The sequence below is a fragment of the Nocardia sp. NPDC127606 genome, from assembly GCF_042671725.1.
In the GTDB taxonomy this organism is placed as follows: Bacteria; Actinomycetota; Actinomycetes; order Mycobacteriales; family Mycobacteriaceae; genus Nocardia.
Genome location: NZ_JBHXWQ010000010.1, coordinates 206,499 through 232,881 on the forward strand (window position 1 = coordinate 206,499; position 26,383 = coordinate 232,881).

At 66.5% G+C, this 26,383-nt stretch carries 30 protein-coding genes and 2 tRNA genes; 24 read left to right on the forward strand and 8 right to left on the reverse strand.

The genetic code is table 11. From position 1 onward, the window contains the following. Nucleotides 1-245: 245 nt before the first annotated feature. The 3 genes from ACFVJ5_RS32125 (at nucleotide 246) to ACFVJ5_RS32135 (ending at nucleotide 1,185) form a co-directional block, all read left to right on the forward strand. A tRNA-Gly gene (locus ACFVJ5_RS32125) sits at nucleotides 246-316 on the forward strand. Between the two features lie 42 nt (nucleotides 317-358). Next, nucleotides 359-435 (forward strand) — tRNA-Pro (locus ACFVJ5_RS32130). A 582-nt stretch (nucleotides 436-1,017) separates the two neighbouring features. Continuing rightward, nucleotides 1,018-1,185 (forward strand): hypothetical protein, encoded by a 168-nt coding sequence (locus ACFVJ5_RS32135; protein WP_379225978.1) that lies wholly within the window; start codon nucleotides 1,018-1,020, stop codon nucleotides 1,183-1,185. A 243-nt stretch (nucleotides 1,186-1,428) separates the two neighbouring features. Here the strand turns inward: ACFVJ5_RS32135 and ACFVJ5_RS32140 are convergent, their stop codons facing one another. From ACFVJ5_RS32140 to ACFVJ5_RS32150, 3 genes are all read right to left on the reverse strand, one after another. After that, nucleotides 1,429-1,659, reverse strand: coding sequence for a hypothetical protein (locus ACFVJ5_RS32140; protein WP_379225980.1), 231 nt, complete (start codon nucleotides 1,657-1,659; stop codon nucleotides 1,429-1,431). Between the two features lie 746 nt (nucleotides 1,660-2,405). Continuing rightward, nucleotides 2,406-3,089 (reverse strand): HAD family hydrolase, encoded by a 684-nt coding sequence (locus ACFVJ5_RS32145; protein ID WP_379225982.1) that lies wholly within the window; start codon nucleotides 3,087-3,089, stop codon nucleotides 2,406-2,408. Beyond that, nucleotides 3,086-3,967: a GntR family transcriptional regulator gene (locus tag ACFVJ5_RS32150; RefSeq protein ID WP_379225984.1), complete on the reverse strand. Its 882-nt coding sequence runs from the start codon at nucleotides 3,965-3,967 to the stop codon at nucleotides 3,086-3,088. Before ACFVJ5_RS32150 ends, ACFVJ5_RS32145 begins: the two co-directional genes overlap by 4 nt. 132 nt (nucleotides 3,968-4,099) lie before the next feature. Here ACFVJ5_RS32150 and ACFVJ5_RS32155 point away from each other — a divergent pair, with 132 nt between their 5' ends. From ACFVJ5_RS32155 to fabG, 14 genes are all read left to right on the forward strand, one after another. Continuing rightward, entirely contained in the window at nucleotides 4,100-4,540 is a 441-nt protein-coding gene (locus ACFVJ5_RS32155) for a hypothetical protein (RefSeq protein ID WP_379225986.1), read from the forward strand. A gap of 5 nt (nucleotides 4,541-4,545) precedes the next feature. After that, entirely contained in the window at nucleotides 4,546-4,824 is a 279-nt protein-coding gene (locus ACFVJ5_RS32160; RefSeq protein WP_379225988.1) for a hypothetical protein, read from the forward strand. Between the two features lie 2 nt (nucleotides 4,825-4,826). Then, nucleotides 4,827-5,426 (forward strand): DUF2637 domain-containing protein, encoded by a 600-nt coding sequence (locus ACFVJ5_RS32165; protein WP_379225990.1) that lies wholly within the window; start codon nucleotides 4,827-4,829, stop codon nucleotides 5,424-5,426. Between the two features lie 19 nt (nucleotides 5,427-5,445). Continuing rightward, complete coding sequence (locus ACFVJ5_RS32170; RefSeq protein WP_379225992.1) at nucleotides 5,446-5,631, forward strand: hypothetical protein; 186 nt, start codon at nucleotides 5,446-5,448, stop codon at nucleotides 5,629-5,631. Continuing rightward, nucleotides 5,631-6,938, forward strand: a complete 1,308-nt coding sequence (locus tag ACFVJ5_RS32175; protein WP_379225994.1) for an FtsK/SpoIIIE domain-containing protein — start codon at nucleotides 5,631-5,633, stop codon at nucleotides 6,936-6,938. The genes ACFVJ5_RS32170 and ACFVJ5_RS32175 overlap by 1 nt, the downstream gene beginning before the upstream one ends. Then, nucleotides 6,935-7,255 carry a hypothetical protein gene (locus ACFVJ5_RS32180; protein ID WP_379225996.1) on the forward strand — a complete coding sequence of 107 codons (321 nt, stop codon included), beginning with the start codon at nucleotides 6,935-6,937 and terminating at the stop codon, nucleotides 7,253-7,255. The genes ACFVJ5_RS32175 and ACFVJ5_RS32180 overlap by 4 nt, the downstream gene beginning before the upstream one ends. 1 nt (nucleotide 7,256) lies before the next feature. Beyond that, nucleotides 7,257-7,451: a hypothetical protein gene (locus tag ACFVJ5_RS32185; protein ID WP_379225998.1), complete on the forward strand. Its 195-nt coding sequence runs from the start codon at nucleotides 7,257-7,259 to the stop codon at nucleotides 7,449-7,451. Then, nucleotides 7,448-8,125 carry a DNA methylase gene (locus ACFVJ5_RS32190; RefSeq protein ID WP_379226000.1) on the forward strand — a complete coding sequence of 226 codons (678 nt, stop codon included), beginning with the start codon at nucleotides 7,448-7,450 and terminating at the stop codon, nucleotides 8,123-8,125. Before ACFVJ5_RS32185 ends, ACFVJ5_RS32190 begins: the two co-directional genes overlap by 4 nt. Next, a complete protein-coding gene (locus tag ACFVJ5_RS32195; protein WP_379226002.1) occupies nucleotides 8,122-8,295 on the forward strand; it encodes a hypothetical protein in 174 nt (57 codons plus the stop codon). The genes ACFVJ5_RS32190 and ACFVJ5_RS32195 overlap by 4 nt, the downstream gene beginning before the upstream one ends. After that, complete coding sequence (locus ACFVJ5_RS32200; protein WP_379226004.1) at nucleotides 8,292-8,939, forward strand: hypothetical protein; 648 nt, start codon at nucleotides 8,292-8,294, stop codon at nucleotides 8,937-8,939. Before ACFVJ5_RS32195 ends, ACFVJ5_RS32200 begins: the two co-directional genes overlap by 4 nt. Nucleotides 8,940-9,079: 140 nt before the next feature. Next, on the forward strand, nucleotides 9,080-10,732 hold the full coding sequence (locus tag ACFVJ5_RS32205; protein WP_379226005.1) for a replication initiator: 1,653 nt from the start codon (nucleotides 9,080-9,082) through the stop codon (nucleotides 10,730-10,732). 16 nt (nucleotides 10,733-10,748) lie between these two features. Beyond that, complete coding sequence (locus tag ACFVJ5_RS32210) at nucleotides 10,749-10,973, forward strand: helix-turn-helix domain-containing protein (RefSeq protein ID WP_379226007.1); 225 nt, start codon at nucleotides 10,749-10,751, stop codon at nucleotides 10,971-10,973. Continuing rightward, nucleotides 10,973-12,091 (forward strand): tyrosine recombinase XerC, encoded by a 1,119-nt coding sequence (gene xerC / locus ACFVJ5_RS32215; RefSeq protein ID WP_378894871.1) that lies wholly within the window; start codon nucleotides 10,973-10,975, stop codon nucleotides 12,089-12,091. The genes ACFVJ5_RS32210 and xerC overlap by 1 nt, the downstream gene beginning before the upstream one ends. Nucleotides 12,092-12,245: 154 nt before the next feature. Further along, nucleotides 12,246-13,004: a 3-oxoacyl-ACP reductase FabG gene (gene fabG / locus ACFVJ5_RS32220; protein ID WP_379226009.1), complete on the forward strand. Its 759-nt coding sequence runs from the start codon at nucleotides 12,246-12,248 to the stop codon at nucleotides 13,002-13,004. A 7-nt stretch (nucleotides 13,005-13,011) separates the two neighbouring features. On the opposite strand, the gene ACFVJ5_RS32225 is transcribed toward fabG, so the two are convergent. The 3 genes from ACFVJ5_RS32225 to ACFVJ5_RS32235 form a co-directional block, all read right to left on the reverse strand. After that, the gene (locus tag ACFVJ5_RS32225) at nucleotides 13,012-13,371 is read right to left on the reverse strand and encodes a hypothetical protein (RefSeq protein WP_379226011.1); all 360 of its coding nucleotides are present in this window, start codon (nucleotides 13,369-13,371) and stop codon (nucleotides 13,012-13,014) included. Between the two features lie 145 nt (nucleotides 13,372-13,516). Further along, nucleotides 13,517-14,320: a metallophosphoesterase gene (locus ACFVJ5_RS32230; protein WP_379226013.1), complete on the reverse strand. Its 804-nt coding sequence runs from the start codon at nucleotides 14,318-14,320 to the stop codon at nucleotides 13,517-13,519. A 44-nt stretch (nucleotides 14,321-14,364) separates the two neighbouring features. Then, complete coding sequence (locus ACFVJ5_RS32235; RefSeq protein ID WP_379226015.1) at nucleotides 14,365-16,833, reverse strand: phosphoketolase; 2,469 nt, start codon at nucleotides 16,831-16,833, stop codon at nucleotides 14,365-14,367. A gap of 164 nt (nucleotides 16,834-16,997) precedes the next feature. Between ACFVJ5_RS32235 and ACFVJ5_RS32240 the strand changes: the two genes are divergently transcribed. The 5 genes from ACFVJ5_RS32240 to clpX all read left to right on the forward strand — a co-directional run bounded on the left by ACFVJ5_RS32240 (nucleotide 16,998) and on the right by clpX (nucleotide 22,045). Next, complete coding sequence (locus ACFVJ5_RS32240) at nucleotides 16,998-17,546, forward strand: FKBP-type peptidyl-prolyl cis-trans isomerase (RefSeq protein WP_379226017.1); 549 nt, start codon at nucleotides 16,998-17,000, stop codon at nucleotides 17,544-17,546. A gap of 159 nt (nucleotides 17,547-17,705) precedes the next feature. After that, nucleotides 17,706-19,070: a trigger factor gene (gene tig / locus ACFVJ5_RS32245; protein ID WP_379226019.1), complete on the forward strand. Its 1,365-nt coding sequence runs from the start codon at nucleotides 17,706-17,708 to the stop codon at nucleotides 19,068-19,070. A gap of 167 nt (nucleotides 19,071-19,237) precedes the next feature. Further along, nucleotides 19,238-19,813, forward strand: coding sequence for an ATP-dependent Clp protease proteolytic subunit (locus ACFVJ5_RS32250; RefSeq protein ID WP_056821854.1), 576 nt, complete (start codon nucleotides 19,238-19,240; stop codon nucleotides 19,811-19,813). Between the two features lie 43 nt (nucleotides 19,814-19,856). Continuing rightward, nucleotides 19,857-20,522: an ATP-dependent Clp protease proteolytic subunit gene (locus ACFVJ5_RS32255; protein WP_101463989.1), complete on the forward strand. Its 666-nt coding sequence runs from the start codon at nucleotides 19,857-19,859 to the stop codon at nucleotides 20,520-20,522. A gap of 242 nt (nucleotides 20,523-20,764) precedes the next feature. Further along, on the forward strand, nucleotides 20,765-22,045 hold the full coding sequence (gene clpX, locus ACFVJ5_RS32260) for an ATP-dependent Clp protease ATP-binding subunit ClpX (RefSeq protein ID WP_378629984.1): 1,281 nt from the start codon (nucleotides 20,765-20,767) through the stop codon (nucleotides 22,043-22,045). 67 nt (nucleotides 22,046-22,112) lie between these two features. On the opposite strand, the gene ACFVJ5_RS32265 is transcribed toward clpX, so the two are convergent. Continuing rightward, nucleotides 22,113-22,928 (reverse strand): hypothetical protein, encoded by an 816-nt coding sequence (locus tag ACFVJ5_RS32265; RefSeq protein ID WP_379226021.1) that lies wholly within the window; start codon nucleotides 22,926-22,928, stop codon nucleotides 22,113-22,115. Nucleotides 22,929-23,403: 475 nt separating this feature from the next. On the opposite strand from ACFVJ5_RS32265, the gene mihF reads away from it, so the two are divergent. Beyond that, complete coding sequence (mihF, locus tag ACFVJ5_RS32270; protein WP_019045768.1) at nucleotides 23,404-23,718, forward strand: integration host factor, actinobacterial type; 315 nt, start codon at nucleotides 23,404-23,406, stop codon at nucleotides 23,716-23,718. Nucleotides 23,719-23,796: 78 nt separating this feature from the next. Here the strand turns inward: mihF and ACFVJ5_RS32275 are convergent, their stop codons facing one another. Further along, entirely contained in the window at nucleotides 23,797-25,011 is a 1,215-nt protein-coding gene (locus ACFVJ5_RS32275) for an FHA domain-containing protein (protein ID WP_379226023.1), read from the reverse strand. Nucleotides 25,012-25,191: 180 nt separating this feature from the next. On the opposite strand from ACFVJ5_RS32275, the gene ACFVJ5_RS32280 reads away from it, so the two are divergent. Next, nucleotides 25,192-26,265 (forward strand): GNAT family N-acetyltransferase, encoded by a 1,074-nt coding sequence (locus ACFVJ5_RS32280; RefSeq protein WP_379226025.1) that lies wholly within the window; start codon nucleotides 25,192-25,194, stop codon nucleotides 26,263-26,265. Nucleotides 26,266-26,383: the final 118 nt, after the last annotated feature.

Here is a 26,383-nt window from a genome sequence, read left to right on the forward strand (position 1 = left end):
CCCGGTGGAGCAGGCGCCGGTCCCCATGGGCGCATCAACCATCGTCGCCGGGAGGGGGTTTCGGGGATAGGGTCATTAGGCCCTAATCGGGCACGGCGAGGGTTGGTCGCGTGGGGAGTGGGGTACACCGGCGGCCGACACGCGTCAATCGGGCAGGCAGGGGCCGGATTGGCATTTTTCGCGCGGGGTTCGGTACAGTCGTGGCGCACACGACATCGTGGCGATCCCATCGATGTCGTATGCCTGCGGGTGTAGTTCAATGGTAGAACCTCAGCCTTCCAAGCTGATGGTGCGGGTTCGATTCCCGTCACCCGCTCAAACATGTATTGCCTCCACGGTGCTCTCGCCGGTGAGGTATCGGGGTGTAGCGCAGCTTGGTAGCGCATCCGCTTTGGGAGCGGAGGGTCGCAGGTTCAAATCCTGTCACCCCGACCATCAACACGATTCGTTCGCCCAGTTCAGGGCTTGATCGGTCTCCCGGCGCCACCGGGGTGATGTGCTGTTGATCACTCCGATTGACCGGGATTGACCGCCAGTAGTTGCACGTACATCGCACGCGGATGGCTCACGCCACCTGCGGCTTTCGTGTATCCGGACCACGGTTGGCCCTGTTCTGGGTTGGGGTGCACACCTCGGGGCTGGCTCACCTGCCTGCCCGATACGGCCTGCCGTTCACGCGCAGAGGCTCGCAGGTCAAGGGTTGCAAAGCAATCAGCGAAGCTGACGCCATCGGCGCCCTTGAGGTGTGAGGGGCGCGGGATCACAATGCAGGCCAACCCAGAACAGGGCCACGCGGCCACCGGTCGCGATACCACCGACCTCATGGCCGATTCTGTTCAGCAATCCAGCCCGGATCCTGGATTCCTGATCGGTCAGTGGCGACACCGTGACAACTCAGAGGGTCGACAGGCCGGTCAGTCTCGGTGATCTTGACCCGCTCTGCGGCCCGTCGATAGCCTCGTGAGTGATGTGCCTCACGCAACATGTGCACCACTACTAGTGGCAGGAGCTGCTGACATGTCGAGTGCCAACGAGTGGGACCCGAAGAACGGAAAGTTCCCCTTCATGCCGAGTGACGACCTCAACGACGAGATCGACTACGAAGTCGAGGACACCGACACCGACATCGATACCGAGCTGGCCGCCAGACTCGAGGAGGAGGAGTTGAAGCGCAGGCAGTCTTGACCAGGTAGTGGCGTATCGCGCATCCCTGGTCCACGGGTGGGCCCCGGTCGCGATACCGCCGACCTCCCCGCGGATTCGTTCAGCAACTCGCCTGGGGGTGGTGCCCTGCCGTCCCGCGTGGGGAAGGCGTCGCCACGCGGGCGGCAGGGGGTCCGGGCTGGGATCGACGTCGTTGGCGATCCGCTGCCGACGTCGTTGTCGGTGCCCGGAAGGGTGGGAAGGGGCCGAAGCCCCTCGGGCGGGTTAGGTGCCGTCGACGCCGCAGCCCAGGCAGATCAGGACGGAGCCGTCGAGGTACCAGGCGGTGGGCATGTCCCAGGGGCACTTGCGGGGTTCGTAGGGCCATTCGTGGTCGGGGAACATCGCGCGACCGACCTGGACGGGGTGACCCCAGGCGCAGTCTGCGACGGTGACGGTGGCCCATTCGCCGCCGAGGCTGGAGAGGTCGGGGAGTTCGTGCAGTGGGTAGCTCATGATCGGGTGCCTTCCTACTGGGGTGGTCTGATTGAGGGCGTCTCGAGCACGGCTGTGGTGGGTGTCAAGGGTTGCGATAGCAATCACGTAGTGACGCCGTAGGCGCCCTTGATGCCCGCCGCAGTCGTGCTAGCCCTGGATCGATCAGACCGCCCCAGTAGGAAGGTTCCTGGTCGACCACTGCACGAACTCCCCGGCCGGTGGCGGTGGATGGGCCACGCCAACGCAACCGGCTCGGGTCGTCCTGTGTCGGAACGTGCGGTGTTCCCCGACCACGAATGGCCCTACGAGCCGCCATCTGCTGGGACGTGCCCAGTGCCTGGTACCTCGATGGGTACGGACCAACAGCTGAAGCAGGCCGTGGCACCTAACCCGCCCGAGGGGGCTTCGGTCCACCGCTCAACGCACCGATTCGTCGTCAGCTCGTCCATCCGGGCCGGGACCACAGCCGGTCGACCGGGCAGAGTGCCGGCGGATTCGTCGTCGATTGCGGGAGGTCAGTCGGGGACGGCCGGTGTCGTGCCCAGCTCTGCTCGGTTGATCGAAGAAGCGAGCCAGAGGGGAATGGTCGCCTTCGGTATGCGCGTGCTCGTCGCCGACGTGCCGACGCGCCGGGCGGTGAGGTACGAGCAAGCCCGCTGCGCGTCGTAGCGCGGCGGCGGCGCGCACGCGCCGCCGCAGGCGCCTTGACTCTATATAGCGAAATTCAGCAACCACTCCGTCAAAGTGACGGGCGCTGCGTTGGCCTATTGCGAGATGGATTCGCCGCGAACGGCATCCAGAAGCGCCGACATGCTGGTGATCGTCACGGCAGGGGCGAAGGGAGCGAACCGCTCAACCTTGCCGGGCTTGTTCGCGTACGCGACGGCAGGGAGTGTCGCGGAATCGGCCGCGAGTAGGTCGGTGACCGAGTCGCCTGTGAAGCTTGCCGTCCTGGCATCGGTTCGCAGACCGGCTAGCGCGGCTTCTAGTAGATACGGGCTCGGTTTGAGAGGGGTAGCCGCCGACGTTCTCGCGTAGATGCCGGAGACGTGGGTCTGTAGTCCGTGGGTGCGGAGATACGCGTCGATGGCCGTGAGGGAGTTGTTGCTGACGATTGCGACTGATCCGCCGTCCCTCCCCGCGGCTTCGCGGATGACGTCGTGAGCGTAGGGGGTTGGCGTGGCTACGGCGACGGCTTCGACCTCGAGGCGGGTGAGCTCGCGTTCGGTTGTCACGGCGACCCCCTCAGATATCCGGGCGGCGTACTGAAGTAGCTCGAAGGGGTCGGAGGTGGCACCAAGGTGATCGGGGAGAGTGACCCCCATTGCGGCCCCGAGCTGTTCCGCGACGTGTCGGCTGGAGATGCCAGAAAACACAGCGCACACCGGGCCATCGAAGTCGAGCAGGAGGCACGGCCGGTCGGCAATCAAACGGAGAAGGTCGCTCACAGGTGGTAGTCCTGCGCGACCGAGTTCCAAATGCTGTCGAACCACATCAGCGACTGGGCCACGAACTGGCTGCCTGTGGAGTCAGGGTCGACATCGCGGGTGTGGTGGAACAGGGTCGCGTCCTTACCCATGAGATCCCACATTGCGACGTTCTCGCCTTCGAGCGGCACCGTGTGCTCAACGACCGGGTAGTAGCCGGAGAACGACTGCTCGCCGTTGAGTACGTAGAGCTTGAACAGAGGCACGGCTGGATAGGTCCTGATCTGCGCCGATGCGTTGGTGACCAAACCCAGCCGCCCGAGTTCCTCGACTGACTCCACGATCGCGCTGCCGTGACGTTCCATGATCTTGGTTGCGCGCTTCCGGAATGCGGGGCTGTCGGAGAGATCATCGACTCGGGCAGGGAGCGTCCACGGTTGGGACGGGTCGGGGAGTAGGAGTCTGACGGTGAGGCTCTCAGGTCGTAGCCGACCCTCGCGGATTCGATCGAGTGGTTCGGCGATAGCGCCGTGGAGAGTTTCACCTGAGAAGCCAGCGAAATCGACTGTGACAGTTGCTGATTCGAATGCCCGCTCGATGTGGGGACGAAGGCCGACGGGTCGTTCGGTCCGCTCACGAACGTAGGTGCCGCTGCCTGGCCTGCTGACGACTAGGCCCTCCTCGCGCAAGGTGCGGATTGCTGCCTCGGCGGTGGCTTTCGCGACACCGAAGCGTTCTACCAACTGCGGGCCGGACGGGATCCGCTCACCCGGCGCGAACTTCCTGGTGAGGATCGAAGCGCGCAGGATGTTCGCGATCTGTTGGGAAACCGGGCGGGGGTCGTCGGGGTCGATTGTCTCCATTTGCCCAGCATAAGGGCTATTCCCTAGGGAATCCATGTAGGTCTTGACCTCCCTAGGGAGGTAGGCTAGCCTTGAAGCTACCTAGGGAACCTAGGGGGAAAGCAAGGGCAATCTTTGCCGCAACTGACGTTCTGTCAATCCCGCTGACACACACAGGAGTTGATTCCAATGGCACTCAAGGACATGTGGATTCCGACCGATTTCCGTTCCGTCTTCCCGAAGGGCGTGCTGCTGCTCGGCAACATCGAGGCCCAGACCGAGTTCAGCGAGGACCGCAACGCGCCGAAGCGTCAGGCCCTGGACTTCGACCGCGAGGGCAACGGCTCGGGTAAGCGGCTGTGGAAGGCCACGATCATGGACCGGGCGGGCGGCAAGGCGAACCAGGCCGGTTTCGATATCACCTTCGTCGCTGACGTGATGCCGACGCCTTCGGTGGAAGAGGTCATGGAGGGCCTGACGCCGATCGAGCTGGAAGGGCTGCTGCTCAAGCCCCGCGTGGTCGGTAACGGCCAGTTCAAGTCGATCGGCTTCCTGATCCGGGCGACCGGGATCAAGGGCGACAATTCCGGTGCCAGGGTCAACACCCTCGCTGCGGACAAGGCCGCGTGATCGTCATGACCTATTTCAGCGCGGACGCCGGGCTGTCCCTCAGCGCCACAGCGATCTACTCCGAAGCTCGGCCGGAGTCCGGTGACGACGCGGGTAGTCGCGCCTACATTCGGATCAACTGCGTCATGGAACACGGCTGGCTGAGCGTGATGGTTTCGGTCGACGACGCGCGGGTGCTGGCCGAGCAGCTGCCCGGACTGGTGATGGCCCACGATGCCGCCGAGCATCAGAAGGCTCTGGTCAAGGCTGCTGCTGAGATCGACTCCGCACGACTGGCGGCGTAGCGATGGACACGGCGAATCAGCAGTCCTCGGGAATGCGGTGGGCTCGCTGGTCCGCCGTCCTCATCGTCCTGGCCATCGGAGGGGCCGCGTTCGTTCTGTCGTTCGCGGCCCTACGTGACCTCGCGGTCATGGCCCACACCCCAACCCGTCTCGCGTGGCTGTTCCCGGTGATCGTGGACGGCACCATCATTCAAGCCACCATCGCCGTTCTGGCCCTGGCCGACAGCGACGAACGAACCTTCTTCACCCGCGTCTTGGTCGCCGGGGCAACAGTCTCCATCGGCGGCAACATCGCTCACGCGCTGGTCTCCGGTCACGGCGTCCTCGCTGCCATCTTGGCAGTGATCGCCCCGGCCGCTCTGCTGGTCGACACTCACGGCCTGGCCGTGCTGCTACGCACCCGCAACACCGCCGCGCCCACACCAACTTCCATCGCCGCTGCTGTGGAACCCGACTCCGCCGACGATCCCGCGCCCGATGTGGCGCCCGTGGTGTCGGCTCCCGCTCCGGCCCTGGCGCCGATGCACACCTTCCACACTCCTCCACGCACGGTGGCTCCGTTGCTGCCGGTCGCGGTCCCGATCCCTACAGGGGGCAACTGACATGTCTCACAACTCGTTCATGACCATCACGGCCTCGACCTACGACCACACCCTCGAAGTGGCCTACCAGGAGTCCATCGGCCTCGTCACCGTGGATATCGGTCGGGCCGAGCTGTATCTGACCCCGGCCGATGCCGCTGTCGTGGCGGAGAAGCTGCTGGCCGCGCTCGATGTCTACGCCGCGACGTTGCGGGTGGTGGCGTGATGATCACGACCATTGTCGCGCTCTCCACGGTCCTCGCCGCCGGTGTGCTGCTGTGGTGGCGTCACCTCGACGGCGTCATCTACCCCGGCCAGCAGGTCGACCCCCTCGACGGAGTGCCGGCCGAATTGCGCACCGCCGCGCTGATCCTCACCGATGCCCGCCACCTGTCGCTGATGTGGCCGGTGCTGGGCCTCGGGTCCGAGGGGAACTGGCCCAACGTGTTGTCGGCAGAGCTGATCGAGTCCGGCGCCGCGATCGACGTCCAGATGATCGGCGGGCAGAAGCTCACCGATTGGACCAACGACGAGACCACCGATGCGCTGGCTCAGTACCTCGGTGTCCCGAAAGTCCTTGTCTCCCAGACCTCGCCGGGCTTCCTGCGGGTCGAACTGCGGACCTTCGACACCCTCGCTGCCTCGGTCACCGCGCCGGGTGTGGCCTCGACCGGGGTTGATCTGGAAGCCGTCGAAACCGGTATCCGCGAAGACGGTCGGCTGTGGCTGCTGCGCGTGCTCTACGCCCACATCCTGCTCGCCGGTGCGACCGGTTCGGGTAAAGGCTCGGTGCTGTGGTCGATCATCCGCGGCCTCGGCCCCGCGATCAAAGCCGGATTCGTGGACATCTGGATGGCAGACCCCAAGGGCGGCATGGAATTCGGGCGCGGCGAAAAGCTGTGGGTCCGGTTCCAGTGGACCGCTGACGGCATCCTGGCCATGCTCACCGAAGCCGTCCAGGTGATGGAAAACCGGGCCTCGGCCTTGCGCTCAGCCGGTGTCCGCAAGCACGTGCCGACCACTGATGCTCCGCTGATCCTGATCATCATCGATGAGGCAGCGGCCTTGTCGGCGTACGCCAATCGTGAGCAGCGCACCGAGTTCGAACGGCTCCTCGGCCTGCTGCTCTCGCAGGGTCGCGCGGTCGGTGTCTCGGTCATCGCGGCGTTGCAGGACCCGTCCAAGGAGACGATGCCGTTCCGGCAACTGTTCCCGGTCCGGATCGGTCTGCGCCTGGACGAACCGACACAGACCTCCATGGTCCACGGGCAGGGTTCCAAGGATCGCGGTGCGTTGTGCCACGAGATCCCCGACACCACACCCGGTGTCGGCTACGTCGGCGAAGACGGCACCACCGAGTTCGTTCGGGTCCGCGCGTACTGGATCGATGACGACCAGGCCGACGCGATCGTGGACGCCTACGCCCCGACACCCGCGGTCACCTCGGCCGGTGCTGAGGACGATTTCGACCCGGCCACCTTCGACCCGGACCACATCCCCGGCGACGACGACGGGCAGGGGTGGGCGGCATGAAACGCGGCCTGATCACCGAATCCCATGTCGTCATCTACTGCGATACCTGCGGCGATGTCCTCACCGACGCCGATGGGGAATCGATCTGCTTCGACTCCACCAACCAAGCCGTCTCGTTCCTCGGCGTGAAGCTCGGCGGCTGGGACTACGACGGCGACCGGATCACCTGCGACGCCTGCGCCGCGACCGCCGAGTGCGAAGCCAATGGGCATCGCTGGCCGCCGACCTGGCAACAGGCGATCTGGCCCGCCTCCACCGCCGAAGCCCCGTGCAACACCTGCGGCATCACCAAATCCGAACTCACCCAGGAGAACTGACATGGCACGCAAGAACACCACCCGCACTGACAACGGTCTCGCCGACGTCATCGACTTCGCCGCCCGGAGCCGGTGCCGCTCGGAAGCTCGCGGCCTGGACCCTCTCGCCGTCGCGGTGACGATGCTCGCCGAGACCGGGACCGCGCCAGCATGGAACGACTACGACGATTACGCCGGTTGGGACGACGCGGCATGACCAGCCCATCTCGTCCCCGCCTGCTCGACCTGTACTGCAAGGCCGGTGGCGCGTCCATGGGCTACCACCGTGCAGGGTTCGACGTGACCGGCGTGGATGTCGAGCCGCAACCGCGGTACCCGTTCACCTTCGTTCAGGGCGACGCGCTCGAGTTCCTCACCGCTCATGGCCACGAGTTCGACGCCATCGCCGCCTCTCCTCCCTGCCACGACCACACCCCACTGTCCTCGCGTGCCGGGGTCAACGGTTCAGGCTGGTTGCTCGGCGCGACCCTCGACCAGCTCGCCGCGCAGCCGGTGCCGTGGGTGGTCGAGAACGTGATGGGTGCCGATATGCGCGCTGACGCGGTGCTGTGTGGGTCGATGTTCGGGCTACGGACCTACCGGCACCGCAAATTCGCCATCGACACCCGGATCCCGTGGTTGCCCGCGGTGCCCTGGCATCCGGCCCATACCGCCCGTACCTCGACCAAGAAACGGCGCCGCGACTTCGACGCCGGCATGAATATCTCGATCACCGGCGATGTCGGGTCTTGGCTCGGTCCGGCGTGCATGGGCATCGACTGGATGACCGGTCCCGAACTGGCCCAAGCCATCCCACCCGCCTACACCCACCATCTCGGCCTGCATCTGCTCGACCACCTCGACACCACGACCGGTCTGGAGGCGGCATGAACACCGACGACACACCCAAAACTGTTCGCAGACAACCGAACCCGATAGTGCAAGCCGCGGCCGCCAAAACCCGCAAACGTCGCAAGGTCATCACCTTGCCGACCGATCCCACGCCGGGGCAACTGCCGCTGTTCCCCGTATCCGACCTCGATCCGGAGGCCCACCGATGACCACAACAACCACCACCACGACCACGCATGACCCGGCGGGCGAACTCCTCGACGCCGTCCTCACCGGCGCCGGTCGTCTGCTGCTGTCGGTATTCACGCTGGCGTGGTGGGCAATCCTGTTCCCGATGATCTCGGTGCCCGCCGGCATCGCTGTTGCCGTTGGATGGTTCTACGGCTGGCCGTTCGGGATCGGGGTGGCTGGTGGGGCAGTCGCGGGGATGGTGCTGTGGCGAGTATCGAGCCCACAGACCTTCGAGCGCTGGTTCACCGGCCGTGTCCGGTCCCGATTCCTGACCTGGTTCCGCTACCGGCGTCGCTGGACCACCATGACCACCGCCTGTGGACTGTCCACCCGTGACGGTGACCGGACGTTGATCCCGCGACTGGTGTCCGTCGAGATCGGTGAATCCCTCGACACGGTCCGTGCCCGGATGTTGCCCGGCCACTGCCCCGACACCTGGATCCATCGTGCCGACCACTTCGCTCACGGTTTCGGTGCCCAGAAGGCCAAAGTCAGCCTTGTCGGACCGGGCCTGGTCGAGATCGCTTTCCGCCGCTCCGATTCCCTGGCTGCGCCTGTCCTGGTGCCCTACGAGTCGATGGCGGGATTCAAGACGGTCACCGACATCCGCAAAGCCGCATGACAACACCCACCACGATCGAGGGAGGCCGCACCATGTCTGAACACGCCACCGGAACGGCCTCTCTCGGCCATCCACATCGCTCCACAGCCCCCGCCGCAGCAGTGAAGCCGAACCGCGAAACCGCTGCCGACCGACGCGCAATGCCCGACGTCACCGACATCGCCGAAGCCGCCGCCGAGAAAGAAGGCGTGTGCGCTCGCGTTGTCCCGATGCGCGCTTTCGATCCGATCTCGGCTCGCACCACCTACGTCGGTGCCCCGTGCAAGTCCACAGTCGCTTCGACCTGCCCGGCCTGTGCCAAGGCGAACAAGTACCTGCGACAGACCCAGCTCCGCGAAGGCTGGTGCGCTGAACACGAACCCGTGCACGCCGAACCGGTAGTCACCGAAGCGCAGACACAGGTGTTGGGCGCTCGCGCTGAACAGTTTGCCGCCTACCACGAAGCCCGCCGCACTGGTGAACACGAACTCGCCGAGTCGATTCGGGCTCTGGTGGCCGACCTCGACACCGAACTCCGCGACCTCGGCGTGCGTGGCCGCCTCCCGGCACTCGATGAAAAGCCGCGCCGCAAAGCCAAGTCCACCCGCCGACGTGACGACCTGCCGGACCTTCCGCGCAAGAAGGTCGCCAAGGTCACCGTGGGTACCGCCTACGCCAACGGCAAATACCGGCCCTCGACGTTCTTCACGCTCACGCTCGGGTCGTATGGGCGTATCAACCAGGTCCGAGACCCCGAGACCGGGAAAATGGTTTCGGAGGGCTCCCCGGTCGATCCGGACAGCTACGACTACGCCCGCGCTGCTCGCGACATCATGCACACCAAGGCGCTGTTCGACCGGTGGATGCAGAACCTTCGGCGCGCGGTCGGCTGGAACGTGCAGTACTTCGGGAGCGTGGAAGCCCAGAAGCGGGCAACCCCGCACCTGCACTTGGCCATTCGTGGCTCGATCCCGACCAAGCTGCTCTACCAGGTCACCGCGGCCACCTTCCGCAACATCTGGTGGCCGCACTTCGACCGCGAGGTCTACACCGGCGACAACATGCCCGTCTGGGACCATTCCGCCGGCACTTTCGTCGACCCGAAAACTCGTCGCCCGCTGATCTCCTGGGATGACGCGCTCGCGGTCATGGACACCGTCGACGAACTCGATCCGGCGCACACTCTCAAGTTCGGTGGGCAGTCCAAGGCGGTGCAGATCCTCGCGGGCACACCGGAGATGGACCGCAAGGTCGGCTACATCACCAAGTACCTGACCAAATCGATCAGCGAAACCCTCGAAACCGACAGCGCCCGCACCGAACGCCACTACGACCGCCTGCACGCCGAGTTGCAGAAGACTCCGTGCTCGAAGACGTGCGCGGTGTGGTTGCGCTACGGCATCGTCCCCAAGGGCGGCGGCAACGAGAAGATGCAGCCGGGCCGCTGCCGGGGCAAGAACCACCGCCGTGACCTGCTCGCCGTCCCTGGGCGTCGCTGCGTCACTTCCAACGACTGGACCGGCAAAACCCTGCCTGACCACAAGGCCGAACGGCTCGACTTCGTCCGGGAAGAACTCGCCGCGATCGGGATCATTCCGCCGGATACCTCGCACCTGCGGATCACCCCGGTCGGCCCTGGCGACAAGGACGCGCCTCCGCGGTCGCATCTGATCATGGCGCTGGTCGCTACTCGGATCAATCAACGTGCGCAGTACACCATGGCCCGCCTCGCCAGAGACGAAGGACCACCAGGCGTTCCAAGTGAAACCGTTGTGCCGCAGGGCATTTCATTCGTTCAGCAAACAGCAGCGTAGGGGAGAGGTGTAGGTGATGAACGCCGATGTGAATACCGAGTACCTGACGGTCGAACAGGCCGCCGAGTACCTCGGAACGGGCGTCCGGTTCATTCGGCGCATCGTGGCCGAACGGCGGGTGGTGTTCTACAAGGTCGGCAGCTACGTGCGGTTCAAGCGGTCGGATCTCGAAGCCTTCGCGCAAGCCGGCCGTGTCGAGCCGATCGAGGTTCGTTGGTTCGGCGGCAAGGCGGTGGCGTGATGGCTCGCCGGCGGTTCGGCAACGTTCGCAAGTTGCCATCCGGGAAGTTCCAAGCGTCGTTCATCGCCCCGAACGGTCGGCGCCAGAACGCGCCCAACACGTTCCGTACCAAGACGGACGCGGACCGGTGGTTGGTCAAGATCGAAACCGACATCAGCCGGGGGACGTGGCTGGATGACGGTGCCGGTCGGCAACGCTTCGAGGACTACGCGAAGGCATACCTGCACGACAATCCGGAAGTGGGTTTGCGGTGGGAAGAGACCTGCCTGCGGAACCTGCGTTTGCACATGGTTGACCTGCTGGACGTGCCGCTGGTCGCGATGACGCCGATGGTGGTTCGGGCCTGGCACAAGAAGGTGACGGCGGGCAAGGGTGGCCGCACCTCGATCGCGCAGTCGTATCGCTTCCTGAGCACCGTCATGAACTGTGCTGTGCGCGAACGGGCTGTCGCCTCCAACCCTTGCCAGATTCGGGGCGCTGGCGCGGACAGGGCGAAGGAACGGCCGATCGCCACTCCTGCGGTGATTGAACAGCTGGTGGAGGCGATCCCTCCGCGATACCGCGCGGCTGTGCTGATGGCGGCCTGGTGTGAAATCCGCCGCGGTGAGCTGTGCGCTCTGCAAACGGCCTTCGTCGACATTGATTCAGCAACTGCGTGGGTGATCCGCAACCGGGTCGAGATGCTCGAATCCGATCTCGCGTTCGACAAGGACCCGAAGACCGACGCCGGCGGTCGACCGATCGCCATACCGCCGCACATCATTCCGTGGGTACGCAAGCACGCCGAAGAATTCGCCGGGCCTGAACGGTTCTTCGTCGGCCGGGACGGCGCACCGATGCGGGGCAACGCGATCTCGCAGGCGTTCAACCGCGCCAAGAAGAAGGTCGGTTTCACCGGGACGTTCCACGACCTTCGCCACACCGGGCAATCGCTCGCGGCGGCATCGGGGGCCACCCTGGCCGACCTCAAGAAGCGCGCCGGGCATTCCTCGGATCAGGCGGCATCGCGGTACATGCACATGGTCGCCGGGCGTGACCGCGAGATCGCTATCCGGCTCAGTGAGATCGCACGAAGCGGGGATGCGGCCAAGCTGCCGCCCGGAATCGTCATGCACTGACCACGCCGAGATGTTGCACGTAGGACGCACATGACCACCTGCTGTACCCTCTGACCTCGGGGCGATTCCCCCGCTTTGGGAGCGGAGGGTCGCAGGTTCAAATCCTGTCACCCCGACCATCACCATTCGCCCAGCTCAGGCTTGTAGGAGACGGATGCCCACGCAACGCAAGGTCGCGATCGTCACCGGAGCCGCCCGTGGCATCGGCGCCGCGGTAGCCGCGAAGCTCGCCACCGACGGATACGCCGTCGCTGTCCTCGATCTCGACGAAGCCGCCTGCGCGGGCACCGTCGCTGCCATCGAGGCCGCCGGGGGCGCGGCGCTCGCGGTCGGCGCCGATGTGGCCGACGAAGCGGCCGTCGCCGCCGCGGTGGAGCGGATCGCCGCCGAGCTCGGCGCGCCGACTGTGCTGGTCAACAACGCGGGCGTGCTGCGCGACAACCTGCTGTTCAAGATGTCGGTCGACGACTGGGACACCGTCATGAACGTGCACCTGCGTGGTGCCTTCCTGATGACCCGCGCGGTGCAGAAGTACATGGTCGAGGCGAAGTTCGGTCGCATCGTCAATCTGTCGAGCACCTCGGCGCTGGGCAATCGCGGCCAGGCCAACTACTCCGCGGCCAAGGCGGGCATGCAGGGGTTCACCAAGACCCTCGCCTTCGAACTCGGCAAATTCGGCGTCACCGCCAACGCGATCGCGCCGGGCTTCATCGAAACCGAGATGACCGCGGCCACCGCCGCCCGGGTCGGCGCCGACTTCGAGGCCTTCAAGGCCGCCGCGGCCGCGCAGATCCCGGTGAACCGGGTCGGCACGCCCGAAGACATCGCCAACACCGCCGCGTTCTTCGTGAGCGAGGGTGCCGGCTTCGTCTCGGGCCAGGTCATCTACGTGGCCGGTGGCCCGAAGGACTGAATGTCCTTCAGGCGCAGCCGAACCGGAAGTCCGCCCGCGCCTCGGAACCCGCGGCCACGGTGACCCGAACCGGCTCGGTGACAGCCAACCCGCAACCGCCGGGCACCGTCACCACCTTCGCCTCGTAACACCCCGCGGGCAGCGCCACCGTGGCACGCCCGTCGGCCCCGCTGACCAGCGTCGCGACCACCTGCTTCGCATCGCACGGCGTCACCTCGATATCGGCTCGATTCACCGGAACCGGCTCCCGTCCGGTGAACGTCCACGCCGTCAGCGTCCCTGTGCCCTGCGGTGCTGGATCGGCGCTCGCGACACCGCTGACCATGAGCGGAGCGAGTACGGACAGAGCGAGAAATGTACGGCGCATGAACCTCTCCTCGTCGATGAGTCGGGTCGTCCGCTGCTGATGGTAGGCCTACCCGGGTGGAAATCCGCACGTCACACCCAGGTTCGACGTTGACGATTCGGCGACGAACCCCCACGCCCGGCGTTGCGGTGGCCAGTCGAGCGGCTCAGTCGGGCACCGGTGTGATGCCCGCGCGTTCGCTCCAGACCTGCTCGGCGGGGACGGAGATCGTGCTCATCTCGGGGTAGCGCAGGGCGGAGAGGGTGCCGCCGAAGACGGCGCCGGTGTCGAGGCAGAGGGTGTTGTTGACCCAGTTCAAGGCGTGCACGGGGGTATGGCCGTAGAGGACGGTGGCGGTGCCCCGGTAGTCCTGGGCCCAGTCGTAGCGGATGGGGTAGCCGTGTTCGTCGAGCTCGCCGGTGGGGGAGCCGTAGAGGGCGAAGGAGCGGGCCCGGCCGGATGTGCTGCCGTGCAGGCTTTCGGGCAGCCCCGCGTGGGCGACGACCAGCTTGCCGCCGTCGAGGAGATAGTGGCTCGGCAGGGTGCCGAGGAAAGCGTGTGCGGCCGTGCGGAATTCGAGGTCTTCGTCGGCCAGTTGGGACAGCGACTGTTCGAGGCCGTGCGCGATGCGGACGTTGCGGCCGTCGAGGGCGCGCATCAGCTTGTGATCGTGGTTGCCGGTGACGCACAGGGCGGTTTTCGCCGCCACCATTCCCATCACCAGGCGCAGCACGCCGGGGGTATCGGGGCCCCGGTCGACGAGGTCGCCGACGAAGACCACGGTGCGATCGTCGGGGTGAGTGGCACCGACCGGACGGCCGCGCTCGTCGCGGGTGAGGGTGTAGCCGAGTTCGCCGAGCAGGGTCTCCAATTCGGAGCGGCAGCCGTGGACGTCGCCGATCACGTCGAACGGTCCGGTCAGATCGCGGCGATCGCGGGGGAGGAGGTCGGTGCGGCGGGATTCGGTCATATCTCTTCCATCGTCGTGCAGCGCGGGCCCGCGCCGCAACCGCGTTACCGCGCGGTGGGGATCGCCGAGTCGGGCCAGACCCAATCGGCCACGACCGGGATGTCGGCGCCCTGCTCGCGGGTCCAGCGGCGCGCGATCAACCGGGCGTCGACGATCTCCTGGCGCAGACCCGCCGCCCGCTCGCGCAGTCCGGGTACCCGGTCGATCACATCGAGCACCAGATGGAAGCGGTCCAGATCGTTGAGCATCACCATGTCGAAGGGCGTGGTGGTGGTGCCCTTCTCCTTGTAACCGCGCACGTGCAGGTTGGCGTGGTTGGTGCGGCTGTAGGTGAGCCGGTGCACCAGCCACGGGTAGCCGTGGAAGGCGAAGATCACCGGGCGGTCGGTGGTGAACAGGGCGTCGAACTCGGCGTCGGGCAGGCCGTGCGGGTGCTCGCCGGCGGGCAGCATGCGCATCAGGTCGACGACATTGACGAACCGGATCCGCAAGTCCGGCAGCCGGTCTCGCAGGATCGCCACCGCGGCCAGAGTTTCCAGGGTCGGCACATCGCCCGCGCACCCGAGTACGACATCGGGCGTGGTGCCGGGATCGTCGTTGTGACACGCCCACTCCCAGATCCCGAGGCCGCGAGTGCAGTGCAGCCCCGCCTCCTCGGCCGAAAGCCAGTCGGGCCCCGGCTGTTTGCCTGCCACGACCACGTTCGCGTAGTGCAGCGACCGCAGGCAGTGGTCGTAGGTCGACAGCAGGGTATTGGCATCCGGTGGCAGATACACGCGCACGATATCGGGGCTCTTGTTCGCCACCACGTCGAGGAAACCGGGATCCTGATGGGTGAACCCGTTGTGGTCCTGGCGCCACACGTGCGAGGTGAGCAGGTAGTTCAGGCTGGGGATCTTGCGCCGCCACGACACCGCCGAGCTGGCATCGAGCCACTTGGCGTGCTGATTGAACATAGCGTCGACGATGTGGATGAATGCCTCGTAGCAGGTGAAGACGCCGTGGCGGCCGGTCAGCAGATATCCCTCCAGCAGGCCCTCGCACATGTGCTCCGACAGCACTTCCACCGCGCGACCGACCGTTGACAGATCCACATCCCAGCGCCCGACCTCTTCCTGCCAGTCGCGCCCGGTCACCTCGAGAATGTCCTGCAACCGATTGCTGACCAGCTCGTCGGGGGCGAAGGTGAGGAAGTTGTGCGGATTGCGGGCGGTGACATCGCGCAGCCAGCTGCCGAGGACCCTGGTGGCCTCGTGCTGACCCGCACCGGGCGACCCGACGTCCACGCAGTAGTCGCGCCAGTCGGGGAGGTCGAGGTCACGAATCAGCAAGCCGCCGTTGGCAACCGGGTTCAGGCTCATCGGATTCCGCGGCACCTGCTCGAGCAGGGCCGGCACCGGCGACCCGTCCCGGTCGAACAACTCCTCCGGCCGATACGACCGCAACCACAGCTCCAGCACCCGCCGGTGCTCGGAGTCGGTGCGCGCGTTGGGCAGCGGCACCTGATGGGCGCGGAACGTGCCCTCGACCCGTTTGCCGTCGACCACCGGGGGGCAGGTCCAGCCCTTCGGCGTGTGCATCACGATCATCGGCCAGCGCGGACGTTTCGTGTCCCCGGCATCGCGGGCCGCCCGCTGGAACTGCGCGATCCGGTCCATGCAGGTGTTCATCGCGGTGGCCATCGCCTGGTGGACCGGTGCGGGGTCGTTGCCGGAGACGATCAGCGGTTCGTAGCCGTAGCCGCGCAGCAGCTCGATCAGTTCTGCCTCGGGAATGCGGGCGAGGATCGTCGGATTGGCGATCTTGTACTCGTTGAGCGCGAGGATCGGCACCACCGCGCCGTCGCGTCCCGCGTTGAGGAACTTGTTCGCGTGCCAGCTGCCCGCCAGCGGGCCGGTCTCGGCTTCGCCGTCACCGACCACGCAGAACACGACGAGATCGGGGTTGTCCAAGGCGGCGCCGAAGGCGTGCAGCAGGCTGTAGCCGAGCTCGCCGCCCTCGTGGAACGACCCCGGCGTCTCCGGCGCGCAGTGGCTCGGCACGCCGCCGGGGAAGGAGAACCGGTGGAAGAATCTGCGCATGCCGTCGGCGTCGCGCGGGATGTCCGGTTCGAGTTCGGTGTAGGCGTCTTCGAGCCACGCGCAGGCGTTGGGACCGGGCCCGCCGTGCCCGGGGCCTGCGACGTATACCGCGTTCAGGCCGCGATCCCGGATCACCCGGTTGGCGTGAGCCCACACCAGATTCAGGCCGGGCACGGTGCCGAAGTGGCCGAGCAGGCGCGGCTTGATGTCCTCGGCGACGAGCGGGGTGCGCAGCAGCGGATTGCTCATCAGATAGATCTGGCCGACCGCGAGATAATTCGACGCCCGCCACCACGCGTCGACCGCGACGAGCTCCTCGCGCGAGAGCGGACCGGGTGCGTCGGTGAGGACGTAGGGCGTGGGAGCGATGGTCTCGCCCCGGCCGTCTCCCACGTTGTCGGCGGCGGTGTCGCCCATGGTGTTCCCGGTCATCGCGGACTCTCCTCGAAATCGGTGAGTTCACAGCGCCGTCCGCGCCGCGGGGCATACACGGGCGCCGATCGAGGACCGGTGACACCCGGTGGGGAAACGCACCGCCGAGCCTACCGTCGTGCCGGTTTCCGCCCCGGCTACGACAGTCGATTACTCTGCGGGCCATGCATTCTCTCGGCAGGATCATCGGAATCGGACTCGTCGCGGCCGCCGCGATCACGACAGCGGCCTGCGGCTCCGACACGGATTCGAGCAGCGCGCCGAGCTCGAGCGCGGCCGGCGGGAGCTCCGCGAGCAAGGGTCGCGAATGCACCGCCGACGACGTGAAGGTCAGCGGCGGTTACGGCGAGGCGCCCAAGATCACCATCCCCGACAGCTGTGACCCGCCCAAGACCCTGATCACCAAGGATCTGGTGGTGGGCAACGGGCCGGGCGCGGTGGCCGGACAGCCGTTGACCATGAACTACGAGCTGGTCACCTGGTCGGACAAGCAGGTACTCGACAGCTCCTTCCAGCGCGGTAAGCCGTTCGGGCTCACCCTCGGCGCCGGCCAGGTCATCCAGGGCTGGGACGAGGGGCTGATCGGCGTGCAGCAGGGCACGCGCAGGCTGCTGATCGTGCCGCCGAACCTCGGCTACGGCGAGGGCGGCAACGGTGTGCCGCCGAACGAGACGTTGGTCTTCGTGACCGACGCCGTGCAGGTCGGCCGCTAGCGGCACCCTCAACCAACACCGATTGCGCGACCGCGCGGGCGGTCAACTACCCTGGTCGGGATGCGCATTGTGCGCCGCACCTGGCTTAGCCGTGCCTGACTATGGCGCGTCGCCCCCTGTGGGGACACCACCATGAACTACGAACCAAGGAGTATGTCCGTGAAGAGCACCGTCGAGCAGCTGAGCCCGACCCGGGTCCGGATCAACGTCGAGGTGCCCTTCGAGGAGCTGAAGCCCGACTTCGACAAGGCCTACAAGGCGCTGGCGCAGCAGGTCAAGATCCCCGGCTTCCGTCCCGGCAAGGCTCCGGCCAAGCTGATCGAGACCCGTGTCGGCCGTGGCGCCGTGCTGGAGCAGGTCGTCAACGACGCGCTGCCCGCCCGCTACGCCGAGGCCGTGCAGGCCACCGAGGTCAAGGTCATCGGCCAGCCCGAGATCGAGATCACCAAGATCGAAGACGGCGAAGAGCTGGCGTTCACCGCCGAGGTCGACGTGCGCCCCGAGATCGCCCTGCCCGACTACTCGGGCATCGAGGTGACTGTCGACTCCTTCACCATTGGTGACGACGACATCGAGGAGCAGCTCACCTCGCTGCGTCAGCGCTTCGGCACCCTCACCGGTGTCGAGCGTGCCGTGGCCGATGGCGACTTCGTGTCGATCGACCTGTCGGCCACCGTCGACGGTGCCGACGTCCCCGAGGCGGCCACCACCGGACTGTCGCACGAGGTCGGTTCGGGTCAGCTGATCGAGGGCCTCGACGAGGCCGTCATCGGCCTGAAGGCCGGCGAATCCGCCGAGTTCACCTCCACCCTGGTGGCGGGTGACCACGCGGGCAAGGAAGCCGTGATCACCGTGGCCGTGCAGTCGGTCAAGGAGCGCGAGCTGCCCGAGGCCGACGACGAGTTCGCCCAGCTGGCCAGCGAGTTCGACACCATCGACGAGCTCAAGGAAGACCTGAAGGGCCGCGTCGAGCGCGTCAAGAAGGTCGAGCAGGCCGGTTCCATCCGTGACAAGGTGCTCGACACCCTGCTCGAGACCGTCGAGGTCCCGCTGCCCGAGGCCGTCGTCAAGGCCGAGGTCGACGCCGTGGTCCACGACGCCGTGCACGGTTTCGACCACGACGAGGCCAAGCTGGCCGAGGCGCTCGAGGCGCAGGGCTCCTCCCGCGAGGAGTTCGACAAGGACACCCAGGAAGCCGCCGAGAAGTCGGTGAAGACCCAGCTGCTGCTCGACGCCATCGCCGAGGCCGAGAACACCCAGGTCGGCCAGCAGGAGCTGACCGAGCGAATCCTGTTCCAGGCGCAGCGTTACGGCATGTCGCCGGAGCAGTTCATCCAGCAGGTGCAGCAGGCGGGCCAGCTGGGCGCGGTCTTCGCCGATGTGCGACGCGGCAAGGCGCTGGCCGGAGTTGTCGGTCAGGTGAAGGTGACCGACTCCGACGGCAATGTGGTCGACACCACCGAAATGTTCGGTGACCCTGCGGAATCCGCTGAGGGCGAGCAGGTCGAAGCCGCTGCTGAGTAGGTTTCGGCGGCGTGATTTGATTGCGCTGTGAGCGAAGAAGGGCGGTACCGGGAGTTCGGTGCCGCCCTGCTTCGTTAGTGTTTGTGACGACGAACCGTATTCGTATGGCCGTAGCAATCGGTGAGAAGAGAAGGCAGGTATCCGTGACGATCAACCAGGCAGGGGTCATGACAGCCGCTACCGCTGGACTCAACCTCAGTGATTCCGTATACGAACGGCTGCTTCGCGAGCGCATCATCTTCCTGGGCACCCAGGTCGACGATGAGATCGCGAACAAGATCTGCGCGCAGATCCTGCTGCTCTCGGCCGAGGACGCGACGAAGGACATCGCGCTCTACATCAACTCGCCCGGTGGCTCGGTCACCGCGGGCATGGCCATCTACGACACGATGCAGTTCGCCGAGTGCGACATCAAGACCGTCGCGATGGGTCTGGCCGCATCGATGGGACAGTTCCTGCTCACCGCGGGTACCAAGGGCAAGCGTTTCGCGCTGCCGCACACCCGGATCATGATGCACCAGCCGTCGGCGGGCATCGGTGGTTCGGCGGCCGATATCGCGATCATGGCCGAGCAGTTCGCCCACACCAAGCGTGAGCTCAACGAACTGCAGTCGCTGCACACCGGCAAGTCGGTGGAGCAGGTGACCGAGGACGCGGACCGCGACCGCTGGTTCACGGCGAAGGAAGCCCTGGAGTACGGCTTCATCGACCACGTGGTCGCGCACGCGAACCAGGCGAAGTAACCGCCGCCGTCCCCCCTCACTCGAGACAAGCTTGGAGATAAAGATGGCCAACCTCTTCGACCCGCGCGCCGGCCACGGCGGCTCCGCTGCCGGCCTGCCGCAGTCGCGCTACATCCTGCCGCAGTTCACCGAGCAGACTTCGTTCGGCGTCAAGACCTCCGACCCGTACAACAAACTGTTCGAGGAGCGCATCATCTTCCTGGGCAACCAGGTCGACGATGTCTCGGCCAACGACATCATGGCGCAGCTGCTGGTGCTGGAGTCCCAGGACCCCGACCGCGACATCACCATGTACATCAACTCGCCCGGTGGTTCGTTCACCGCGCTGATGGCGATCTACGACACCATGCAGTACGTGCGCCCCGACGTGGTGACGGTCTGCCTGGGTCAGGCAGCCTCGGCCGCCGCGGTCCTGCTGGCCGCGGGCGCTCCCGGCAAGCGCGCCGCACTGCCCAACGCGCGCATCCTGATCCACCAGCCGTCCTCCGGCGGTGTGCAGGGTCAGGTGTCCGACCTCGAGATCGCCGCAGCCGAGATCGAGCGGATGCGTCGCCTGATGGAAGTCACCATCTCGCGCCACACCGGCAAGCCCGAGGAGCAGGTGCGCAAGGACACCGACCGTGACAAGATCCTGACTGCCGAGGAAGCCAAGGAATACGGCATCATCGACCAGGTCTTCGATTACCGGAAGCTCAGCGGCCAGAAGTGACACGCCCGGGCCCGCTGTCCTGATCTGGGCGGCGGGCCCGGCTTTTTCACCCGCGGTGGCTCACAATGGTGAGGACCCGCACAACCCTTCACATCGAACATGCGCGAGTTGTCGACCTGTCTCGCGCACACCAGGTACGGTCGACTCAGGGACCATTGCTCTGATTGACGGCACCGAGACGTATTTCCGGCCCAATCGGGGGACGACGGTCGCACTCGGACAAGGAAGTAGGGACCTACGAGATGGCGCGCATCGGAGACGGCGGCGATCTGCTGAAGTGCTCGTTCTGCGGAAAGAGCCAGAAGCAGGTCAAGAAGCTCATCGCGGGCCCTGGGGTGTATATCTGCGACGAGTGCATCGACCTGTGCAACGAGATCATCGAAGAAGAGCTGGCCGAGTCGAGCGAAGTGAAGCTCGACGAGTTGCCCAAGCCTTCGGAGATCCGGGATTTCCTCGAGAACTACGTGATCGGCCAGGACACCGCCAAGCGGACCCTCGCCGTCGCGGTCTACAACCACTACAAGCGCATCCAGGCGGGCGACAAGGGCCGCGACAGCCGCGGTGAGGCCGTCGAGCTGATGAAGTCGAACATCCTGATGCTCGGCCCCACCGGTTGCGGCAAGACCTACCTCGCGCAGACCCTGGCCAAGATGCTGAACGTGCCGTTCGCCATCGCCGACGCCACCGCGCTCACCGAGGCGGGCTATGTCGGTGAGGATGTCGAGAACATCCTGCTGAAGCTGATCCAGGCCGCCGACTACGACGTCAAGCGCGCCGAGACCGGCATCATCTACATCGACGAGGTCGACAAGATCGCCCGCAAGAGCGAGAACCCGTCGATCACCCGCGATGTGTCGGGCGAGGGTGTGCAGCAGGCGCTGCTGAAGATCCTGGAGGGCACCCAGGCGAGTGTGCCGCCGCAGGGCGGTCGCAAGCACCCGCACCAGGAGTTCATCCAGATCGACACCACCAACGTGCTGTTCATCGTGGCGGGCGCGTTCGCGGGCCTGGAGAAGATCATCTCCGACCGCACCGGTCACCGCGGCATCGGCTTCGGCGCCGAGGTGCGCTCCAAGGCCGAGGTCGACACCGACGACCACTTCGCCGACGTGATGCCCGAGGATCTGATCAAGTTCGGTCTGATCCCCGAGTTCATCGGCCGCCTGCCCATCGTCGCCTCGGTGACGAACCTGGACAAGGAATCGCTGGTCACTATTCTCTCCGAGCCGAAGAACGCGCTGGTCAAGCAGTACGTTCGCCTGTTCGAGATGGACGGCGTCGACCTCGAGTTCACCGCCGACGCCCTCGAAGCGATCGCCGATCAGGCGATCCTGCGCGGCACCGGTGCTCGCGGCCTGCGCGCCATCATGGAAGAGGTCCTGCTGCCGGTGATGTACGACATCCCCGGCCGTGACGACGTCGCCAAGGTGGTCGTGAACGCCGACACCGTCATCGACAACGTCCTCCCGACGATCGTGCCGCGCAAGGCACAGCGTCCGGAGCGTCGCGAGAAGTCGGCGTAACAAACCAACGGCAAAGGGCCCCTTCGGATCTGATCCGGAGGGGCCCTTCGCTGTGTGTCGGTGGATGCTAGGTGACGGCCGGATTACCCAGGCTCGGCGCGGCCAGGAGATCGTCGGCGTCGTCGGCCGGGATCTCCGCGCTGGCACGGACGATCGCGGTGCTGTAGCGGGCGCTGGCGGCGTTGTGGATGAGTAGGGCGACACCGATCATCACCGGGGCCACGGCGTGCACAGCGGCGTCGTACCAGTGCTGTGCGCTCAGATGTGGATAGGTGTTGAGGGCGATGGTCAGCGTGAGCAGGAACAGCTCGGCGATCAGCACCTGGTTGCGGTTGCCCATCACGCCCCACTCGGCCACCCGCGTGGTGCCGATCATGATGATGATCAGGCACACGCTGATCATCGCCTCCAGGCCGAAGCTGGCCCAGTAGAGCGGGTCGGTGGGTCCGCCGGGGGCGATGTTGTGCTGGACGTTCACCGCCGACCACAGCATGCCCGTGATCACCACGCCGGCCAGCGCCCGCAGCGACCAGGTGCGGTGCTGATAGAGCGAGGCGAGGCGAGCGCGCGGGTTGGACTCGCGACGTTGCGCGGCGATGGCCTTGCGGGCCAGCATCAGGTCCGACATCTCGGCGCGCTCGAGCTCCGCGGTGGTGTCACGCAAGCGGTCGGCGTGCGAGGAGGCGGCCTTGATGTGCTTCCAGCGCTGATCGCGCTCGTAGGTACGGATCTTTTCGGCGAGTTCGCGCTCGGCGCGCAACTCGTCTTCGGACAGCGCGTCGGTCAGTGCCGGGTCGGACTGATAGGCGATGCGACGCCTGGCCCGTTCCACCCGCACGGGCAGAGCGGTGACCTCGTGATCGAGCGGGTGTTCCTCGCGCATCGCAACTCCAGGTAGCAAAAGGGTTCGCCGGGTCGCGTCATTGTTGCGCATCGAGCGGGGAGAGAACACCCGCGGGCCCGAATTGCTCGACCCGTGGGCGCTGAAAATGTCTGGCGCACAACTGTGTAGCTGTCGATGGAGCGATGCGGGAGACGGTGACGACCGTTCCAGAACGGGTCGCGCCCGGGCCGAGGAGCTTCGTTGATCCTCCATGGTTCGCCGTTGAACCTTGATCCCGTAAAAGTGCTTCTGTTGATGTGTCGCTGCTGGTCACCGCAGTGTTACGCAGGCCTGAACCGCCCGTCCTTTCGTCCGTTTGGTCCGTCTTGGGAGGCCCTTCACTGAATACGACGGGTTCGGCACGCAAAACTCATCGGCGTATCCTCGCGGTGTGTCGGACTGGTGCTGCTGATTTCGTGCTGTTTACTCGGTCCGTCAATCAGATGTTCGAGTGACGAGTGGAAGCGGAGGAGACATGGCACTGCCTACGATGACCGCCGAACAGCGCACCGAGGCGTTGGCCAAAGCGGCTGCCGTGCGCAAGGCGCGCTCGGAACTGATCGGCAAGGTGAAGGAGGGCAAGGTCACCGTCGCCGATCTGCTCAAGAAAGCCGACAGCGACGACCTGGTGAAAAAGACCAAGGTCGCTGCCGTGATCAAGGCACTGCCGGGCGTCGGTCCGGTCAAGGCCGCCAAGCTGATGGATCAGGCCGAGATTCCCGAAGATCGCCGTATCGGTGGCCTCGGTGCTCGTCAGCGCGCGGCCCTGCTCGACGCCCTCGAGGCCTGAGCCGATTCGCGATCCGACGCCCGTGGAGCTGGATGCACGGGCGTCGGGATGGTCTGTGAGTGATTTGCAGTAGGTGATTTACACGCAGTAGGTCAGCAGGAAGTCGTTGATCCGCAGGCGCCATCCCGGTTGCAACTCGATCGGGAGGGTGCCGACGCGAGACCAGCGTTCGCTGTCGGGGGCGGCGAAGAAGGTTCCGGAGGTCGCGGGGGCCTCGCGGACGAACACCTTGCCACGGTCGGGGGCGACGAAGGCATGGACCCGCGAGACGAGCCGATCGCGTTCGATCAGTATCGGCGTCGCCGCGGAAGCGCGCACCGATTCTTCCCCCGAGGGGTTGCGGCCGAGGACGTAGGGCCGGTCCAGTGGGTAGCTCAGCCCGTCTTCGGTGACCAGGGCGCCGCGCGAACCGCTGTGGGGTGCCGCACCCTTGCTCAATGCGACCGGTTCGGCGCGCTTGGCGGCATCGAGTGCTTGCGACCAGGCTCGGGGCGCGTTGGCGGCGGGCGAGTTGCGCGGACCGGTGCTCACGGTGACACCGTCGGAGTTGCTCGGTCCGGTGCCCGCCACGTCGCCGGTGGTCGGTCGGCTGCCCGTGCTCACCGTCTCGCTGTCGGGCCGGCCCGCGTCGGGCTGGAAACCCGAGGTCGCGGGTTGGTCGGGTGTCGGCGCCGGGAAACCCGCGGTGGCCGGGAGCGCGTCGCTGGTATCGGTGGGTCGCGCGGTCGGTGGGCGCAGGGCTTGGAAGCCGGTGGCCTCCGTCGGTGCGGGCTCGTCGACGGATTCGACCCGGCGCGGCGGGGGATTGCGGCGCCGGCCCAGGTTGAGCACGAAACCGTTGCCGGTGACGATGCCGGCGCGCAGGTCGGTGCGGGGATTGGCGCTGGTGGGGTCGGCCATCTCGGCGCCGACCGCGATCCGGCGGACGGGTTCGCGGATGATCTCGTCGACCCAGGTGAAGGCCCGGTCGCCGGCGAGGCGGCGGTTGCCCTCCGCACCGGAGATCTCGGCGATCACCGCGCCGCGCAACAGGATCAGCATCCCGTCGGCGGTCGGGGCGAGTACGCCGAAAGGCGGTGGGGCAGAGGCGCCGCCGAACACCACGCCCGCCAGGCGCTGGGCCAGGGCCGCACCGGGTGCGCTCGCCGCGGTGTTGTTGGCGACGGTTTCCACCGCGCCGAGTAACCGATCGGTCGACGGTGTCTCCCCGGCCAGATAGACGACGACATCGCCGAATCGAGCGACGATCCCGGTCCCCGGCACGATGGCCACGGTGGACGAATGCGCGTGCATCAACGCCTCCTTGTCGGACTGGCCTTCACCGCTGCCTCGGCCGACCCCGCTGTGCGGCAGACCGCGACCTTGGTCTCCGCCGCCAGCATAGATGGACGGACGCCCGGGGATAAGGTCCGAAGGTGAACTTCGAACGACGTTCGTACCAAACGATGTTCGTCGGCCGCGTAGGATCGGCGCATGAACGCCGCACCCGTCAGTCGCCGGGCCCGACCGGCGAAAGTCCCGTTGAGCCGTGATCTCGTGATCGAGACCGGATTGCGCGTCCTCGACACCGAGGGCTCGGCCGCGCTCACCATGCGCCGGGTCGCCAAGGAACTCGACACCGGCGCCGCGTCGCTGTACGTCTACGTCGCCCATCGCGACGACCTGCTGACCGGCATGCTCGACCACGTCCTGTCCCAGGTCCAGGCGCCCACCGAGGGTGACTGGCGTGCCAGGGTGACCCAGCTGGCCGAGTCCGCGATCGAGGCTCTCGGCCGCCACGACGGTCTCGCGCTCGTCGCCGTCGGCCGATTCCCGACCACCGAGCACGCCCTCGGTCTGATCGAGCAGTTGCTGACTCTTCTGCGCGAGGGCGGCCTCGACCCCGCGACCGCGACCTGGGCCGTCGACCTGATCTGCCGGCATATCACCGCCGAGTCCGTGCGGCGCACCGCCGGTGACGTGCGCGCGCGCTGGGCCCTGCGCGCGCTGCTCAACGGGATCATCGCCACCCCGGCGGCCGGTGGACCTGCCCGGCTCGCGCGCGAGGACGAGATCGCGGCGCTGCAGGAGATCGAGCGGCGGGCCGGTGCGCCGTTCGCCGAGGTGGGCATGACCGCGGTGGCCGAGGACGAGCCGCCGTCGCGAGAGGTGTTGCGGGCCTTCGTCGTCGAAGGGCGGGCGTGGGTGTGGCCGGACGACGACGATCAGCCGGTCGGCTACCTGGTTCTCGGACTGGTCGACGGGCAGCCTCATATCGATCAGGTTTCCGTCGACCCGGCTCACGCGGGCGCGCGGATCGGCAAGCGGCTGATCGACCATGCGGTCGCGTGGTCCAGGGACAACGGGCTCGAGGAGATCACGCTCACCACGTTCACGCAGGTGCCGTGGAACGGCCCGTACTACGAACGCCTCGGGTTCACCTATATCCCGCCCGCTGACGAAACTCCCGGCTTGCGGGCGATACGTGCCAGCGAGATCGCTCATGGGCTTGACGAGTGGCCGCGTGCTTGTATGCGTGCTGAGCTGGAGGCTTGGAGCAGTGACTGATCAGGGGTTCTGGTAGTCCCAGGACGGTTTGAGGCTGTGTTTGTTGGCGCGCTGGCGCGCGCGTGTCCGCGGCCCTGAGGGGCCGCCGGTTAGGCGCCGCGGAATCGCTCCTTCGTCG

Excerpts from the sequence above, each read along its gene's own strand:
- ACFVJ5_RS32200 (WP_379226004.1), top strand. The coding sequence starts at position 8,292 with ATGACCACAACAACCACCACCACGACCACGCATGACCCGGCGGGCGAA.
- ACFVJ5_RS32185 (WP_379225998.1), top strand. The coding sequence starts at position 7,257 with ATGGCACGCAAGAACACCACCCGCACTGACAACGGTCTCGCCGACGTC.
- ACFVJ5_RS32230 (WP_379226013.1), bottom strand. The coding sequence starts at position 14,320 with ATGACCGAATCCCGCCGCACCGACCTCCTCCCCCGCGATCGCCGCGAT.
- xerC (WP_378894871.1), top strand. The coding sequence starts at position 10,973 with ATGGCTCGCCGGCGGTTCGGCAACGTTCGCAAGTTGCCATCCGGGAAG.
- ACFVJ5_RS32160 (WP_379225988.1), top strand. The coding sequence starts at position 4,546 with ATGACCTATTTCAGCGCGGACGCCGGGCTGTCCCTCAGCGCCACAGCG.
- ACFVJ5_RS32235 (WP_379226015.1), bottom strand. The coding sequence starts at position 16,833 with ATGACCGGGAACACCATGGGCGACACCGCCGCCGACAACGTGGGAGAC.
- ACFVJ5_RS32140 (WP_379225980.1), bottom strand. The coding sequence starts at position 1,659 with ATGAGCTACCCACTGCACGAACTCCCCGACCTCTCCAGCCTCGGCGGC.
- ACFVJ5_RS32175 (WP_379225994.1), top strand. The coding sequence starts at position 5,631 with ATGATCACGACCATTGTCGCGCTCTCCACGGTCCTCGCCGCCGGTGTG.
- ACFVJ5_RS32170 (WP_379225992.1), top strand. The coding sequence starts at position 5,446 with ATGACCATCACGGCCTCGACCTACGACCACACCCTCGAAGTGGCCTAC.
- ACFVJ5_RS32265 (WP_379226021.1), bottom strand. The coding sequence starts at position 22,928 with ATGCGCGAGGAACACCCGCTCGATCACGAGGTCACCGCTCTGCCCGTG.
- ACFVJ5_RS32255 (WP_101463989.1), top strand. The coding sequence starts at position 19,857 with ATGGCCAACCTCTTCGACCCGCGCGCCGGCCACGGCGGCTCCGCTGCC.
- ACFVJ5_RS32225 (WP_379226011.1), bottom strand. The coding sequence starts at position 13,371 with ATGCGCCGTACATTTCTCGCTCTGTCCGTACTCGCTCCGCTCATGGTC.
- ACFVJ5_RS32250 (WP_056821854.1), top strand. The coding sequence starts at position 19,238 with ATGACAGCCGCTACCGCTGGACTCAACCTCAGTGATTCCGTATACGAA.
- ACFVJ5_RS32195 (WP_379226002.1), top strand. The coding sequence starts at position 8,122 with ATGAACACCGACGACACACCCAAAACTGTTCGCAGACAACCGAACCCG.
- ACFVJ5_RS32135 (WP_379225978.1), top strand. The coding sequence starts at position 1,018 with ATGTCGAGTGCCAACGAGTGGGACCCGAAGAACGGAAAGTTCCCCTTC.
- ACFVJ5_RS32240 (WP_379226017.1), top strand. The coding sequence starts at position 16,998 with ATGCATTCTCTCGGCAGGATCATCGGAATCGGACTCGTCGCGGCCGCC.
- ACFVJ5_RS32165 (WP_379225990.1), top strand. The coding sequence starts at position 4,827 with ATGGACACGGCGAATCAGCAGTCCTCGGGAATGCGGTGGGCTCGCTGG.
- ACFVJ5_RS32180 (WP_379225996.1), top strand. The coding sequence starts at position 6,935 with ATGAAACGCGGCCTGATCACCGAATCCCATGTCGTCATCTACTGCGAT.
- clpX (WP_378629984.1), top strand. The coding sequence starts at position 20,765 with ATGGCGCGCATCGGAGACGGCGGCGATCTGCTGAAGTGCTCGTTCTGC.
- mihF (WP_019045768.1), top strand. The coding sequence starts at position 23,404 with ATGGCACTGCCTACGATGACCGCCGAACAGCGCACCGAGGCGTTGGCC.
- ACFVJ5_RS32190 (WP_379226000.1), top strand. The coding sequence starts at position 7,448 with ATGACCAGCCCATCTCGTCCCCGCCTGCTCGACCTGTACTGCAAGGCC.
- ACFVJ5_RS32210 (WP_379226007.1), top strand. The coding sequence starts at position 10,749 with ATGAACGCCGATGTGAATACCGAGTACCTGACGGTCGAACAGGCCGCC.
- ACFVJ5_RS32205 (WP_379226005.1), top strand. The coding sequence starts at position 9,080 with ATGCCCGACGTCACCGACATCGCCGAAGCCGCCGCCGAGAAAGAAGGC.
- ACFVJ5_RS32275 (WP_379226023.1), bottom strand. The coding sequence starts at position 25,011 with ATGCACGCGCATTCGTCCACCGTGGCCATCGTGCCGGGGACCGGGATC.
- ACFVJ5_RS32280 (WP_379226025.1), top strand. The coding sequence starts at position 25,192 with ATGAACGCCGCACCCGTCAGTCGCCGGGCCCGACCGGCGAAAGTCCCG.
- ACFVJ5_RS32155 (WP_379225986.1), top strand. The coding sequence starts at position 4,100 with ATGGCACTCAAGGACATGTGGATTCCGACCGATTTCCGTTCCGTCTTC.
- fabG (WP_379226009.1), top strand. The coding sequence starts at position 12,246 with ATGCCCACGCAACGCAAGGTCGCGATCGTCACCGGAGCCGCCCGTGGC.
- ACFVJ5_RS32150 (WP_379225984.1), bottom strand. The coding sequence starts at position 3,967 with ATGGATTCCCTAGGGAATAGCCCTTATGCTGGGCAAATGGAGACAATC.